The organism is Myxosarcina sp. GI1(2024) (genome assembly GCF_053543375.1).
Map to the genome: position 1 here is coordinate 1 of NZ_JBKGTY010000023.1, position 14325 is coordinate 14325.

The 14325-nt window shown below is 41.3% G+C and carries 13 protein-coding genes and 1 pseudogene; 11 read left to right on the top strand and 3 right to left on the bottom strand.

Features of this window, described 5'->3' with window-relative positions; translation table 11 throughout:
• A pseudogene (locus ACLFKQ_RS30715) lies at positions 1-1144 on the top strand (IS701 family transposase); the annotation flags it as partial.
• 96 nt (positions 1145-1240) lie between these two features.
• Here the strand turns inward: ACLFKQ_RS30715 and ACLFKQ_RS30720 are convergent.
• Complete coding sequence (locus ACLFKQ_RS30720; protein ID WP_449003391.1) at positions 1241-3604, bottom strand: ATP-dependent Clp protease ATP-binding subunit; 2364 nt, start codon at positions 3602-3604, stop codon at positions 1241-1243.
• A 251-nt stretch (positions 3605-3855) separates the two neighbouring features.
• Here ACLFKQ_RS30720 and ACLFKQ_RS30725 point away from each other — a divergent pair, with 251 nt between their 5' ends.
• Together ACLFKQ_RS30725 and dcd are read left to right on the top strand one after the other, a co-directional pair.
• Positions 3856-4518, top strand: coding sequence for an SRPBCC family protein (locus ACLFKQ_RS30725; RefSeq protein WP_449003392.1), 663 nt, complete (start codon positions 3856-3858; stop codon positions 4516-4518).
• A gap of 64 nt (positions 4519-4582) precedes the next feature.
• Entirely contained in the window at positions 4583-5185 is a 603-nt protein-coding gene (gene dcd / locus ACLFKQ_RS30730; protein ID WP_449003393.1) for a dCTP deaminase, read from the top strand.
• Positions 5186-5190: 5 nt separating this feature from the next.
• Here the strand turns inward: dcd and ACLFKQ_RS30735 are convergent, their stop codons facing one another.
• Positions 5191-8196, bottom strand: coding sequence for a plasmid replication protein, CyRepA1 family (locus ACLFKQ_RS30735; RefSeq protein ID WP_449003394.1), 3006 nt, complete (start codon positions 8194-8196; stop codon positions 5191-5193).
• 339 nt (positions 8197-8535) lie between these two features.
• On the opposite strand from ACLFKQ_RS30735, the gene ACLFKQ_RS30740 reads away from it, so the two are divergent.
• The gene (locus tag ACLFKQ_RS30740) at positions 8536-9240 is read left to right on the top strand and encodes a M15 family metallopeptidase (protein ID WP_449003395.1); all 705 of its coding nucleotides are present in this window, start codon (positions 8536-8538) and stop codon (positions 9238-9240) included.
• A 31-nt stretch (positions 9241-9271) separates the two neighbouring features.
• Here the strand turns inward: ACLFKQ_RS30740 and ACLFKQ_RS30745 are convergent, their stop codons facing one another.
• Positions 9272-9448 carry a YqaE/Pmp3 family membrane protein gene (locus ACLFKQ_RS30745; protein ID WP_449003396.1) on the bottom strand — a complete coding sequence of 59 codons (177 nt, stop codon included), beginning with the start codon at positions 9446-9448 and terminating at the stop codon, positions 9272-9274.
• A gap of 239 nt (positions 9449-9687) precedes the next feature.
• On the opposite strand from ACLFKQ_RS30745, the gene ACLFKQ_RS30750 reads away from it, so the two are divergent.
• From ACLFKQ_RS30750 to ACLFKQ_RS30780, 7 genes are all read left to right on the top strand, one after another.
• A complete protein-coding gene (locus ACLFKQ_RS30750; RefSeq protein ID WP_449003397.1) occupies positions 9688-10080 on the top strand; it encodes a phage holin family protein in 393 nt (130 codons plus the stop codon).
• 281 nt (positions 10081-10361) lie between these two features.
• On the top strand, positions 10362-10847 hold the full coding sequence (locus tag ACLFKQ_RS30755; protein ID WP_449003398.1) for an allophycocyanin: 486 nt from the start codon (positions 10362-10364) through the stop codon (positions 10845-10847).
• 268 nt (positions 10848-11115) lie between these two features.
• Positions 11116-11604 (top strand): hypothetical protein, encoded by a 489-nt coding sequence (locus tag ACLFKQ_RS30760; protein WP_449003399.1) that lies wholly within the window; start codon positions 11116-11118, stop codon positions 11602-11604.
• 3 nt (positions 11605-11607) lie between these two features.
• Positions 11608-11964, top strand: coding sequence for a tetratricopeptide repeat protein (locus tag ACLFKQ_RS30765; RefSeq protein ID WP_449003400.1), 357 nt, complete (start codon positions 11608-11610; stop codon positions 11962-11964).
• Between the two features lie 148 nt (positions 11965-12112).
• Positions 12113-13171 carry an N-acetyl-gamma-glutamyl-phosphate reductase gene (gene argC / locus ACLFKQ_RS30770; protein ID WP_449003401.1) on the top strand — a complete coding sequence of 353 codons (1059 nt, stop codon included), beginning with the start codon at positions 12113-12115 and terminating at the stop codon, positions 13169-13171.
• Positions 13172-13212: 41 nt separating this feature from the next.
• Complete coding sequence (locus tag ACLFKQ_RS30775; protein ID WP_449003402.1) at positions 13213-14064, top strand: transporter substrate-binding domain-containing protein; 852 nt, start codon at positions 13213-13215, stop codon at positions 14062-14064.
• Positions 14065-14144: 80 nt separating this feature from the next.
• A complete protein-coding gene (locus tag ACLFKQ_RS30780; RefSeq protein WP_449003403.1) occupies positions 14145-14315 on the top strand; it encodes a hypothetical protein in 171 nt (56 codons plus the stop codon).
• Positions 14316-14325 lie beyond the last annotated feature (10 nt).

Sequence of the window (14325 nt, forward strand, 5' to 3'; positions counted from 1 at the left end):
ATCGCTTTTTGACGGAAGCAACTTGGTCGGCAGAGAAGATTAATGAGCGTCGTTTGGAGGTGATGAACAAATGTAATCAAACTCGAATAAGTCGAGGATTTACTCTAATTGTAGATGACTCTGGGCATAGGAAAAGCAGGAACTTTACCGCAGGAGTAGGTCGTCAATACATCGGGGAAATCGGCAAAACAGATAATGGCAATGTCGTGGTAACAACTCATCTATATGATGGCAAAAAAAGCTTACCTTTAGACATAGAATTATATCAACACGCTACATCTTTATCCGAAGGAAAAAAAGACCCAGAGTTCAAAAAAAACCGAGCTTAGCCCTAGAATTAATTGATAAAAGTTTGAGGCGGGGATATCGACCAGGAATAATTTTAATAGATTCATCCTATGGAAACAACAGATCTTTTTTGAAGGAATTAGAAGAAAAGAAATTAAAGTATGTAGGAGGAATAGCTAAAAATCGTAATATTTTAGTTAAAACCCCATCAAATCAAAATCAATTAGAAAAAATCAGAGTAGATGAATATGCTCAATGGTTATCTGATGAAGAATTCAAGGAGATTCAAATCCAGGGTGAAAAACCCAGAACCGTGTGGGTAGCAATACTAGAGGCAGAAATATCAAAGCTAGAAGGAATTAGAAAAATAGCTATCGTCATGAGCGCACCAGTCTTTGAAGATGCCAAAGATATTGACTACTTAATCACAAATGTTGAAGAAGAAAAAGTAACCGAACAGTGGATAGTTAACACCTATTCAGAAAGAAATTGGGTAGAAGTTTTCTATCGAGAAGCCAAGGGATGGTTAGGGTTAAAAGAATATCAAGTCAGAGAGAAAAAAAGTTTAGAAAGGCATTTTATTTTGGTATTTTGTGCCTATAGTTTTATTCTTTGGCACAAGCTAACGGGAGGATTAAGAAGGCGTTGGGCAAACAAATCTTTGGAGACATTTCCTGAAGCTTTAGAAGCATTTCGTACAGCTATATCTTGAGGACACGGATTCTGAGCTTGGCTCAGAATCGTGAGCTGTCCGTATCGTTTTGTAGAGTGGCTCAATCATAATCGCGACCTTTTTACCGCTTATAAAGCTAGTTTGGGCTTTGTTTGGGCTTGGTTTTTGTTTAAGTACCGTTAGTTCTTTAATATTTACTTAAAACAGAAAAAAATGGGCGTTACGCCCATTTGTAAGTTATTTAGAGATACTCTGAAGTTTTATCAGAAGCTTTAGCTGTTAGTTAACTGCTTCGACTAGAGCAGGTTGTGAGACTGGAGATATGGTTACCTGTTCATCGTTAACATCAACTATAGCCTTGTCTCCTTCGTATACTTGACCAGACAAAATCGCTTCTGCCAAACTATCTTCTAGAAGTCTAACTAGGGCGCGACGTAAGGGTCTAGCACCGTAACTAGGATCGTAGCCTTCTTCGACTACTTTGTCTTTGAAAGCTTCGGTAACTTCTAAAGAAATTTCTCTTTGCTCTTCAAGTCTTTGAAATACCTCTTGCAGGAGCAATTCGGAAATTTCTTTAACTTCAGGTTTGGTAAGTTGACGGAAGACGATAATTTCGTCAAGGCGATTGAGAAATTCAGGACGGAAGTATTGTTTTAATTCCTGATTGACTAAGTCTTTGATTCGGTTATATTGTGCTTCGGACTCATCTTCAGCGAAACTAAATCCCAAACCAGAACCACCTTTTTCGATTACTTTAGAACCGACGTTAGAAGTCATGATAACCAGGGTGTTTTTGAAGTTCACCACGCGACCTTGAGCATCTGTCAACCGACCGTCATCTAGTAACTGTAATAGCAGGTTGAACACGTCGGGATGAGCTTTTTCAATTTCGTCAAACAGCACCACTGTATATGGTTGACGGCGTACTGCTTCAGTTAGCTGTCCTCCTTCATCGTAACCGACATATCCTGGAGGCGAACCGATTAATTTAGAAACAGTATGAGCTTCCATCAACTCGGACATATCGACACGGACAATTGCTTCTTCCGAACCAAACATCTGAATGGCTAAAGCTTTAGCCAATTCGGTTTTACCCACTCCAGTAGGACCGGAAAAGAAGAGACTGGCAATGGGACGGTTGGGATCGCCCAAACCAGAACGCGAACGTCTAAGAGCCCGGGCTACGGCTCTGACTGCTTCATCTTGACCGATTACACGTTCGTGCAGGTTATCTTCTAAGTGAAGTAAGATTTCCGATTCGGTTTCGGTCATTTTGGTTACGGGTATTTTCGTCCACGCTGCAACGATTCTGGCAATGTCATCTTCATCTACTACGGGAGTTAGAGCTTGAGGATCGATTGTGGCTACTTCAGATTTTTCTTCGCTATTGTTGCTATTTAGAGAATGTTCTAAATGGATCCGCGAACCTGCTTCATCGATTAAGTCAATCGCCTTATCTGGTAAGAAGCGATCGCTAATGTAGCGTTCGGAGAGAGTAACCGCAGTTTTAATGGCTTCGTCGGTAAATTTAACTTTGTGAAACTCTTCATAGGTTTTGCGTAAACCGCTGAGAATTTCCATCGCATCTGCTACGGAAGGTTCGCCAATAGTTACTTTTTGGAAACGACGTTCTAAAGCTGCATCGCGCTCGATATGCTTGCGATATTCATCGAGAGTGGTACTACCGAGACATTGAATTTCACCCCGAGCTAAAACAGGTTTGAGCATATTCGCTGCGTCCATCGCACCGCCCATGGCTCCGGCACCTACCAGGGTATGAATTTCGTCAATAACTAGAATAATGTTACCGGCATTACGGACTTCGTCAACGATGCCTTTAAGTCTTTCTTCAAACTCACCGCGAAATTTGGTTCCAGCGAGTAATAAACCCATGTCGAGGCTAACTACCTGCTTGCCTTCGAGAAGCTGAGTTACATCGCCACTAACAATGCGCTGCGCTAAGCCTTCGGCGATCGCAGTTTTACCGACTCCTGGTTCTCCCACTAGAACGGGATTATTCTTGGTACGTCTGCCGAGAATCTGAACTACTCTTTCGATTTCAGCATTTCTACCTACTACTGGATCGAGCTTACCTTCTTTTGCTAGCTCGGTCAGATTGGTGCTAAATTCTTTAAGGGCTACGGGCTTAGATTGTGGACCGGGAAATCCAAATGGTCCTCGTTTGGGAGCAGCCGCCGCTACAGGTTCTTGTTCCCCTAGCTGCTTGATAATCTCCGTTCGTAGTTGTCTGAGATCTACTCCTTGCCTGGTTAATAATTTTCCAGCTAGAGTGTCACTCTGCTTGGTAATTGCCAATAAAATATGCTCTGGACCGATATAATTATTTTTTAATTGGCGAGCTTCCTGAAAAGCTTGTTCGAGAATATTTTTGGTTTTAGGTGTAAAGGGAATGTTGGCTGGAACGTAACCGGATCCTTTACCAACCGTTTCCGTTGCTAGCTGTCGCGTACTTTCAGTAGTAATATTTTTAGCCGCTAAAATTTTTGCTGCTGCTGATGTGCCCTCCCCGATCGCCCCCAATAATAGATGTTCCGTCCCGACAAGATTATGTCCTGCATTTCTGGCTTCTTCTTGGGCGAGGACGACGCTTTTAATGGCTTTTTCGTTAAAGTATTCAAACACTTTTTAGAAAACTCCCTCTAGTTAATATTTCTTCATGTACTTAGTATTATTAATTTATCGTTTTAGCTCGGAATAAAGTAGTGGGAAAAGCCGTAATCTCTGTAAGGTTTTCCAATTGACATCTATAAACTAGGTAGGTTGATGTAATTAAATAAAAAACAGCAAGCAGAGCAATGGGATTTTAAACTTTGTATCGCTCGCTCCAGCTAGAATAGGCGATGATTGTAATTCTCAGTCTGGAACATCATAATTTGACTTCAACTTTTACTATGCTACAACGCCGTCAAGTATTTTTAATTTGCCTTGGCGCGATTGCCTTAATTATTTGTCTGATTGCCAGTCCCGATGCTGATGCTAAACTATTTGATGGTCCAGTAGATAAACTTCCCGTTCTCGAACGAGTCGCCTTGCGAGAAGGCAAAGTCACTCTGGCAGGGGAAGAAGGAAAATATACGGGTCGCATGTTGGTAGAGGCTTCTAGGGATACTGCTTGGCAAGTATTGACTGACTACGAAGGATTTGATAATTTCCTACCCAATGTCGATAGCAGTCGTTTGCTGGAAACCAATGGCGATCGCAAAGTATTCGAGCAAATCAGTACGATAAAAACCCTGATTTTTAAAACAGAAGCTCGAGTTCGCCTTGCCATAACTGAATCTTATCCCCAGCAAATCCAATTTGAGGCAATAGCAGGAGACTTTAAAACTCTAAATGGTAGCTGGTTACTCGAACCAGTATCTCCTTACCCGAGCGCACCTCCTAACAGCGTTTTAATCACCCATCGAGTTGAAGTAAAACCAGCGTCTAGTCCCGCTAATAGCTTTTTTTACGGCATTTACGAAGACAGTTTAGAAAAAAGTTTGGCAGCGATCAAAGCCGAAACTGAAAAACGTTCCGCTCGCGCCCAAAAATAAAATAGTCTAAAATTCGAGTTTGGAATAATCTTGACGATCTAGAGGAAATTTGTAGTAGAACGAAATGATTAAGAATGATAAGTGGATAGTCGAACAGGCTCGCCGAGGAATGATTACTCCTTTTGAAGAAAAGTCAATTAGACGGGCAGTTTTTAATTCCGAGTGTGAAGTTGCTACGATTAGTTGGGGACTAAGTTCGTACGGTTACGATATTCGCCTCTCACCCCACGATTTTAGAATATTCAGACATATCCCCGGAACGGTTGTCGATCCGAAAAACTTCAATCCCAAAAATTTAGAACCTGCCGAACTACACTTCGATCCTGATGGTTCTTCCTATTTTATTATTCCCGCCAATAGCTACGGCTTGGGTGCTTCTTTAGAAAGCATCAAAATGCCTCCTACAGTAACGGCAATTTGTCTCGGTAAATCTACTTATGCTCGGGTAGGAGTTATTGCCAATATTACTCCCCTCGAAAGTTCCTGGCACGGTCAGAGTATTACCCTGGAATTTTCCAATGCCTCTAGTGCCGATGTCAAAATTTATGCCAACGAAGGGGTGGTGCAGCTGTTGTTTTTTGAAGGCGAACCCTGTCAGACTACCTACGCCGATCGCGGTGGTAAATATCAAAATCAAAGTGCTGGTGTAACTTTACCGATAGTGTAAGTCCCTTAAAATTTCAAACTCAGCTGTAAGTAACTCCCATCATTAATTTGCTGAGAGCGATCGCTTTTTAACCTATTAAACTTATCTTCTGTCCAAAAGAGAGAGTTACCCGGACGTTGGCGATCGAGGTTCGACCAATGTTGAAAGACGATGGCTCGTTTATCGTTTATCGGTTCTAACTGATAGACGCGGATTCTTTTCTTATTTTGAGTTTCAGAATGAATGTGTTTGAGTTTGCAGTCTATTTTGCTTAAGATACGGCTGAGAATAGTTATGGGACTGTAGTTTTTGGCAATACCAATCTTCAGGATAGTTTTAATTTCGCTGCGGTTACTACGGGCGATCGCTGCTAAAGCTTGTAAGTCTGGGTCGTTGTTGCGTAGCTGTCGTTTGGGATCTTTTAACAGGACGGGAATGCCCAATATTTCCATCGTACCCACGACTGCCCCCAATTGGGAATGATTGAAATCTGGTAAAAAGAGGCTGCCGTTACCCCGTTCGATTAGTTTACGAGCGACTTGAGTATCTCTGTCAGCCAGATAGGAACGACCGACGGTGAAAAAATAGTGCAGTCGGATTTTATCATACCAACCGTCATCATCGAGGGCGACTAGCTCGGGGGTTATGGGCAGATGATAGCGTTGCTGTAATTGGTATTTTCTCAGCTTGCGGCGATCGCTTAAAGATTTAACGATTCTCTTATTAAGAGCGTGATACTCTAGTTCGCTAAGATCGGGACAAGTAGCGATCGCTTGACATTCTGCTTGATAGTTTTGGGTGCTAATTTCGGTAATGGCTTGAACTAGAGAAAGACTTGCTTCTGGGTTGCTCTTGGGCTGTTGAATTTTTACAGTAGCAGCATCGATAATTTGATGTCCTTCTTCTCTTAGAGCAGCTAAAATCGAGCCGCGATAGTCTAGTGCGCTGGCATTATATCGCACCGCCATTTTCGCCCAACATAGCAAAGACTCGGCTTGAAAACCCGTATCGAGATCGTCGAGATAGGCAAGATCTAACTGTTGCAGCAGGTGGATATTTAACTGGGTAAAGCGATGATTGGAACTTAACAAGCCTGGGATCGAAGTCGAGCCGTTGCCAATTTTATTGAAGCTATAGGAAGCACACCAAAGATAGCGAGGAACATTATCTCGCAGACGGGCGAGAGTTTGCCTGACGGCGTTTTCTCCTTGAGTACCTTGGGCGATCGCCCATACCGAAGTAAAGTGATGTTTGAGTTCGATGGAGATTCCGGTTTCGATCGAGGGGCTGGCGATAACGATCTCGTATTGACTCAGTAGCGTATTTAATCGAGCGATACATTGATAGGCGGGATGGTTGGGATCGCTGAGAGACTCAGAATCGATGCGGAGTATTTTAGTTTGGGGGAATTGTTGTTTTAAATAGGCTTCTAAATTCTGAGTGCCCCATTTACTGGTTAATTTCTGTGCCGAGAGGCAAATGAACGGTTTACCGCCTCGTCGAATATAGGTTTCTAAATCTGCTACTAACCGTTTGGGAGTCTTACCGGAATAGTTATATACTTGCCAGCAAGAGTCAGTGTCTGGTTTCCAGTCATTGTGAATGATATAAGGTTCGAGATCGATACCCGATAGAGAGATTAAATAGTCGATCGCAATATCGCTTAAGTCGGCATCGGCGATATATACTTGCCCCTGCCGTGCCAAAACATTCTGCATCAAGATTTTAAAAGTTTTGAGAATTTCTACCCGATTATCTCTACAGGTACTAGAATTCAAGCCATGCCATAAAACCTGTTCGATTTCGTCAATAATTACCACACTATCTTTCCAGTCAGCAGGAGCGAATTTGGCTAGAGAATTGGGGTGAAGTGAATCGATACAAAGACCATAACCTATAGCCAACCAGTCATCTCCACTGACTTCAGTAATATATTTAAGACCGAATCTCTGACATAGTTCTTTGACCAACTGAATCCGATGTCCGATTACCAGTACTTTTTGCTGTCTTTGAATGGCGCGAGCGACAATTTTCTCAAATAATTTAGTCTTACCCGTCCCTTTGGGCGATTTAATCCCGATTAGCTTTGCCTGTGGCGGAATTTCTAGTTCTGGTAAATAGCGATCGCGCAACTTTACCTGGGGTGTATAGGTCAAACCCTTCCAGGTTTTGGCTTTCCAGGTTTCTAAGCTGAGGGCATTTTGGTAAACTTCGTTAAAATATTCTCGACCACAATTGGCAATGAGATCGTCTATACCTTTGCCTAACTGAGCATCCCAGAGGACGACTTTTACCTGACAATCAGCCTGTTGTAAGAGATAGCCAGTTTTTTTAATCGCGGCATTAACTGCTTTTACCGTGTTGGGTTTCGAGTCGCGATCGAAAACGAGATAGATAGTTCTTCCTGAAGTGGCTAGCTTTTGCAGTTGGGGAATTAGATCGGATTTGCCGATGCGCTTGCCGTTAGCATCTTTCGGAGTACGATAACCGTTATTGATTCCCGGTAGGGCGATCGCTCCATAGCCTGCCGATAGCAAGGCACCTGCTTTTTTTGCCCCTTCGGTAATACAGAGGGGAACTTCGGGGTGGGCGATTAACCACTGCCAAAACCCCAAATCTGGGCGATTTTGGTCGATATCTTCTGTAGCAATGGCAACCCCAGCGCGATCGCTTATTTGTTGCCAAATTCCTAGGGTAACTCTCAAGGCAAATATACCCGTCGGCGTGAAGGGTGGATGTTCGTACTTAATTGGCTTCTGGCGATCGCTATAACGAGGGCGATCGGGTTTAAAACAGCCCCAAACATCTTCTTCTCCCGTAAGCAAATCGATTCCCGAACACCACCAACCACCAGCATCGGTGTGGACGTAACGCTCTAAAAAACCTTGACTAACTCTGCCATCGTTTCTTCTCGGTATGGCATCAGAGTACAGTAGATACTCTGAAGGAGATGCACCCGCTAAGGGAATTACATTTAAATGTGTCAACTCTTCATCGACACAACTAGCTTTCCATTCCCAGAGACAATCCATCTTTACTAACCCTTGTTTAAAATCGGATTAGTATCATAACACTAGATATGGAGTGTGAATCGATATTTTTTCTACTTAACCACTATATGTAGTGTAGTAATTATTACTTATGCTCTGCTCCTCGGGTTCGAGCTTAATTTTGTCAGAGTCAGTGGCGGTTAACTCGTTTTTTTAAGTCATCCTGTGGAGAAATTATTATAGATTAATTGTCTGTTAAATAAAAATTAAGAGTTGTAGAGGTTCTAGAATTGGCTCGGTAGAGGAGGTTTAATAGACAAAAAACTTCGAGTAACTAGCTCCTCTAACTCAATTTAGCGATCGCCAAGCACTAGACGTGATATGAAACCCGAACTACAAATTCCCATTCAAGAATGTGGCGAACCATTGATTCCCATTCCTCTAAAGTATTTTGCTGTAGAGTCACCCCATCCTTATCAGAAGTTGGGAGCACAATATGGTAATAAATCTCCCTATTACCTACGTCAGGGAGTGGTGGCAGCTTTACTCCAAGCTCAATCTTTATTAACTAAAGAACATCCTCGGTGGCAGTTAAAAATTTTTGATGCCTATCGCCCCCTGGCAGTACAGCAGTTTATGGTTGACTATACTTTCAATACTCTCATAGCGCAGTGTGAGTTAAATCCAAGCGAGCTATCCCCTCAGCAGTGTCAAGACTTGTGGGATAGAGTATATCAGCTTTGGGCTGTTCCTAGTGACGATCCGGCAACGCCGCCACCTCACAGTACCGGTAGTGCTATAGATTTAACTATCGTCGACGAAATGGGGAATGACTTAAATATGGGAGGAGAAATTGACGAACTTTCGGAGCGATCGCACCCCGACTATTACGCTGGCGATCGCCATACTGAATCAGAGCAATATCAGCTTCATCGCCAGCTACTTAATAAAGTAATGTCCGAAGCGGGTTTTTGTCGCCATCCTCGCGAATGGTGGCATTTCTCTTTGGGTGATCGCATGTGGGCGTGGCTCAACCAACGGGAAAACTCAGCCTTTACTGCGATCGCCAGGTATGGCAGAGTCTAAAGCTCAAAGCTGTTTGGCAAGCGCAATCTTTTTAAACGTTGACTTTTTCTGATTGCTTGGAATATATCCAGATAGCGTGAATAATTCCTGGAATATAGCCCAATAAAGACAGTAAAATGTTGATAATTAAAGCCGAACTAACTCCACTAATTAAAAATACTCCTAATGGAGGCACTAAAATACAAGCAATAAGTTGAACGAGTTTCATAGTTTTGTAATCAAATTTTATTTTTACTTTTGTTTATATATTATTATAAATAATAAGTATCTTTGACTTCTATCAAGAGAGAGATTAATTAGTTGCCTAATTTGCAATCAAAATATAAAAATATCGCACAAAAATACATCTTTGAAGAGAGGCGAAAATAAGATAACCTAGCGAAAATAAGATTATCGAAAAATTTGATAGTAAATATTACAAAAAGTTAAAGTTTAGGAGAATATCGCATGTTAGGAACACTTTTAACCTTACTAGCAACGGCTCTAAGTCTTTTAGTAGTTGATATTATTTTTCCAGGCGTAAATTTAGCTAACTTCCCAGCAGCGATGTTGGCAGCAGCAGCAATTGGTGTAGTTAATGGTGTAGCCAGACCAGTTTTATCCATTCTCTCTTTGCCAATTAACATTCTCAGTTTGGGCGCGTTTTCTTTAGTAGTTAACGGCTTCTGCTTTTGGTTGGCTTCTTTGTTTGTCCCTGGTTTCTACGTGTCGGGACTGCTGGCTTTTATTCTCGCACCAGTAATTCTTTCGGCGGTTAATACCTTTTTAAATAACTATTTTGGCGAAAAATTCCCTAGTATCGCCGGAACTAAAAACGCAGGAGAATTAACCGACAGTTAAATTAAATACCAAGCAGTCGTTGGCGCGATCGCGATAGTTAAATTATTTAATATAGGAACGTTTACGATAACGTTCCTATTTTTTTGGTGATGACTAGACTGGGAACACTCAAGCCTGTATCTTACTGTGGTTATGAGACACCAACATCTGTAACAACTGTACTAATGTATTAAGTAGTATTACCATGGCAAAGGAAGCGTAACTCACTTAGGCGAGAATTGCTATATACAAACGCGAGTTCGGCTAAAATTATTAAAGTTAATTAAATCTACCACAATATTATGAGCGTAGTTAGTCAAGTTATTCTTAAAGCAGATGATGAACTCCGCTATCCTAGTAGCGGCGAATTAGAAGGAATCAAAAAGTTTTTAACAACCGGCGAACGACGAGTCCGTATCGCCGAAACTCTAGCAGAAAATGAAAAGAAAATCATTGACAAAGCTGGAAAAGACTTATTTAGGATGCACCCCGAATATCGGGCGGCAGGCGGCAACGCTTTCGGTCAAAAAAAATACAATCAATGTCTGCGTGATTTTGGTTGGTACTTACGACTGGTTACTTATGGAGTTATGGCAGGAGATAAAGAACCAATTGAAAAAACTGGCTTGATTGGTGTTAGAGAAATGTACAATTCTCTCGGAGTTCCCTTACCAGGAATGGTAGATGCCATTCGCTGTTTGAAAAATGCTGCATTAGGACTTTTGAATAAAGAAGATGCTTCTGAGGCTAGTCCTTATTTCGATTACATCATTCAAAGTATGTCCTAAAAGCGATCTTGCTAAGTATCAAGTAACACAGTTAGCAGATAAAATCAAAGCAACCGCCCTAAATAAAAATAAAATGTCGGTCGCTAGCAAATTAAACCCTAAATAGTTCGTGACTAAGTCAGATTTAATTTGGTACTTGGAACTCGGACACGGCAATTTTAGTTTGTAGACAATTGGTGATAAGCAGTGTAAGAGGCGCGATCGTAGCTTACTTAACTTACTAAAATATACTTGTTTATTATCGATTGTCTATAACTAAATATTATTAATGCTTCGGCTGAAAAAAATTCCTTGGCTGTCTTTAATTTTACTTTTACTTACCTACGGAGTTTATGGTTGGTCGTACACCTCTTGGGGTGTGACCTCAATCGACGAAGGAAGTATATTCAACCAATTTGAAAGAGATCTGGCAATAGTTTTTCTCTATAGCGTCGGAGGAATTTTGATTATTTTGCTGACGATCGCTTTTACCGCTCCCATTTCTTTAATGACTATCAGCCTTTCTAATTGGCTCAAGTCGGAAGTTAGAGCTTTTTTGTCTATATTTATTGGAGCTTTTGCATTTGCCATAATTATTCAAATGGTAGAGGTCTTTGCTGATTTTTTATTATTATTGTCTGCCGCTCTCCTTTTCAAGCTAGATTTACAGCTAGCAGGATATCAAAGATGGTTTTCATGGTTTCTTTTAACCTGTCTTTGTTTATTGGGTTTTGGAGGAGGTATACTGGCATTCAATGTTTTGGGAGTGACATCATAATTTATGAATAGAAAAACGCTACAGCGCATTGTTATTTTAATCTTCGGATTGGCATTTATTGGCTCAACTGGAGCTGCCGTGTTAGCAGGTTTATTTGACAACAGAAATACTACTAATAACACCGTGGCAAATACTGAATCACTAGAAGAACAAATTCAGGCACAAGTCCGTGGTTATGAAAAAGTGTTGGAGCGAGAACCAGAAAATTTAACTGCATTAACCGGGTTAGCGCAACTATATCTTCAAACAGGAAATCCCGAACAAGCAATTCCGACCTTAGAAAAGCTAGCCAAATTGCAACCAGAACGGCAAGAATACCAAGACATTCTTCAAGTATTAAAACAGCAACGATCGCAGTAACAGTACTACGCAATCACCGAAAAAATTCTAAGAATTTAAGAGACTTTCGCGCAAACAAATTGAAATTGATTTAGTATTATCTTTAACTTAAATTTATTCGACAAACAAGCAAAAATAGAGTAGGCAATCGATTAAAATCAACAAAATTATGAGCGAACAGTCAAAAAAATCTGTAGGAATCATTGGTGCTTCTGGATATGGTGGAGTACAACTGGTCAGATTATTGTTAGAACATCCAGAAGTCGATCTCGTCTATCTGGGAGGAGATAGCAGCGCGGGAAAACAATTTGCTACTCTCTATCCCCATCTGGCTCACCGTGTCGATCTCAGTGTCGAGACGATCGATTTAGATAATGTAGCTTCGAGATGCGAGATCGTCTTTTTGGGTTTGCCTAATGGTCTTGCTTGTCAAATTGCTCCTACCCTAATTGAAAAAGGCTGTAAAGTACTAGATCTCTCGGCAGACTATCGCTTTCAAGATTTAAATACCTACACAAATTGGTATAAAAAAGAACGTAACGATGAAGCGATCGCCGCTACTGCCGTATATGGGTTGCCAGAGCTATACCGCGATAAGATCGCTCAATCACAATTAATTGGCTGTCCCGGTTGCTACTGCACCGCCAGTTTACTCGCTCTTGCTCCCTTGTTAAAACAAGGTCTAATCCTACCTGAAACGGCAATTATCGACGCTAAGTCCGGAACCTCGGGCGGCGGTCGTCAGGCAAAAACTAATCTTCTACTCGCCGAAGCGGATAATTCTCTTTGTGCCTATGGAGTAGGCAGTCACCGCCATACACCTGAAATCGAACAAATTTGCAGCTCTTTAGCCCGTCAGGAAATAAAAATTCAGTTTACACCCCATCTCATTCCCATGGTGAGAGGAATTTTAGCCACAGTTTACGCCACCTTAAGGGATCCCAATTTAGTTAGAGAAGATTTACTGACTATTTATTCGGCTTTCTATCGCTCATCTCCTTTTGTCAAAATTCTGCCCGCTGGTGTATATCCCCAGACCAAATGGGCTTGCGGCACCAATCTTTGCTATATCGGGGTTGAAGTAGATGCTCGTACTGGTCGCGTTATTGTCATGTCGGCTATTGATAATTTGATTAAAGGACAGTCCGGTCAGGCAGTACAATGTTTAAATCTGATGATAGGTTGGCAAGAAACTACAGGTTTACCTCAGTTGAGCTTTTATCCATAGGGGGGTCGCAGTCCAATATTTAGACAAGTGAAATTTTCAAAATGGATAGCAAATTAGCATCTTTTTTGGTTGGCAGCTTCAGTTTATTATTTTTTTCCTTTCCTGCTAGGGCGGAAACAGTACTAGAAACAATTCAACGCACTGGAGTTGTCAAACTTGCTATCCGTGAAGATGCTGCTCCTTTTGGTTATTTAGATAGCAATCAAAAATTACAAGGATATTGTCTGGATTTTTTTGTAATTCTCAAAGAGCAATTAAGTAGGAGACTAGACAGAAATACTTTAATAATCAGACTACTCAAATCTAGTGCCACTAATCGTTTTCAATTAGTAGCCCAAGACTTAGTTAACCTTGAATGTGGACCTAATACCATTCGTGACACTCCTCCTATTGGTACTCAATTTTCCACAAATTTTTTCGTTTCCGGTACCCAATTTTTAATTAAGGCAGCTAATTCTTCAGCTCTCGAGCTCGACGGAGATCTAGAGGAAGTTAGAATCGGAGTCCTGGGAAATACTTCTACGGCGGAGTTTTTAGAAAATCGTTATCCTTCAGCTACACTAGTCAAGTTTGGCGGTCGTAAGGGCAGAGATCGAGGGGTACAAGCATTAGAGCAGGGAAGAATAGCTGCAATGGTCAGCGATGGTATTTTACTAAGAGCAGAAGCACAGTTACAAAATCTTTCACGGCAAGAATATCCTTTAATTCCCGAACCGCCTCTAACCTGCGATCGCTATGGAATGATTATTACAAGTAACGATCCCGAGTGGCAAGATTTTATAAATTTTGTTATAGAGAGTCCGGAGTCTCAAAGATTGTTAAATAATTGGTTTGGGACTTTTATTGCTGATGCTGAAGGCTCTCAAAGTTTATGTCAGATAGAGTCAGAATAAACATCTAAGTTCTGTTGACAAAATGAATCAGAAACAAGAACCTAAAGGGAGTTGCAGCTATTTGAAGAGCGAAAACCCCAATGAGTAATCGTGCTAGACTTAACGACTCGGATTGGAAAAAAATCCTCGATTTTCTTCTGTCTCAACCAGATATTTATGTAGGCAAGCCTCAAAAATGCCGTCGCTTTATCAGTGGAGTTCTTTTTCTGGTTCTGTTGCAAAAAATCCGAACAGAGAGAATATACCTGTGATTAACTAATT

What these genes read in the sequence shown, in the direction of transcription:
- ACLFKQ_RS30775 (WP_449003402.1), top strand. Translation starts at nt 13,213, where the DNA reads ATGGATAGCAAATTAGCATCTTTTTTGGTTGGCAGCTTCAGTTTATTA.
- ACLFKQ_RS30745 (WP_449003396.1), bottom strand. Translation starts at nt 9,448, where the DNA reads ATGAAACTCGTTCAACTTATTGCTTGTATTTTAGTGCCTCCATTAGGA.
- ACLFKQ_RS30755 (WP_449003398.1), top strand. Translation starts at nt 10,362, where the DNA reads ATGAGCGTAGTTAGTCAAGTTATTCTTAAAGCAGATGATGAACTCCGC.
- argC (WP_449003401.1), top strand. Translation starts at nt 12,113, where the DNA reads ATGAGCGAACAGTCAAAAAAATCTGTAGGAATCATTGGTGCTTCTGGA.
- ACLFKQ_RS30735 (WP_449003394.1), bottom strand. Translation starts at nt 8,196, where the DNA reads ATGGATTGTCTCTGGGAATGGAAAGCTAGTTGTGTCGATGAAGAGTTG.
- ACLFKQ_RS30780 (WP_449003403.1), top strand. Translation starts at nt 14,145, where the DNA reads ATGAGTAATCGTGCTAGACTTAACGACTCGGATTGGAAAAAAATCCTC.
- ACLFKQ_RS30750 (WP_449003397.1), top strand. Translation starts at nt 9,688, where the DNA reads ATGTTAGGAACACTTTTAACCTTACTAGCAACGGCTCTAAGTCTTTTA.
- dcd (WP_449003393.1), top strand. Translation starts at nt 4,583, where the DNA reads ATGATTAAGAATGATAAGTGGATAGTCGAACAGGCTCGCCGAGGAATG.
- ACLFKQ_RS30760 (WP_449003399.1), top strand. Translation starts at nt 11,116, where the DNA reads ATGCTTCGGCTGAAAAAAATTCCTTGGCTGTCTTTAATTTTACTTTTA.
- ACLFKQ_RS30740 (WP_449003395.1), top strand. Translation starts at nt 8,536, where the DNA reads ATGAAACCCGAACTACAAATTCCCATTCAAGAATGTGGCGAACCATTG.
- ACLFKQ_RS30765 (WP_449003400.1), top strand. Translation starts at nt 11,608, where the DNA reads ATGAATAGAAAAACGCTACAGCGCATTGTTATTTTAATCTTCGGATTG.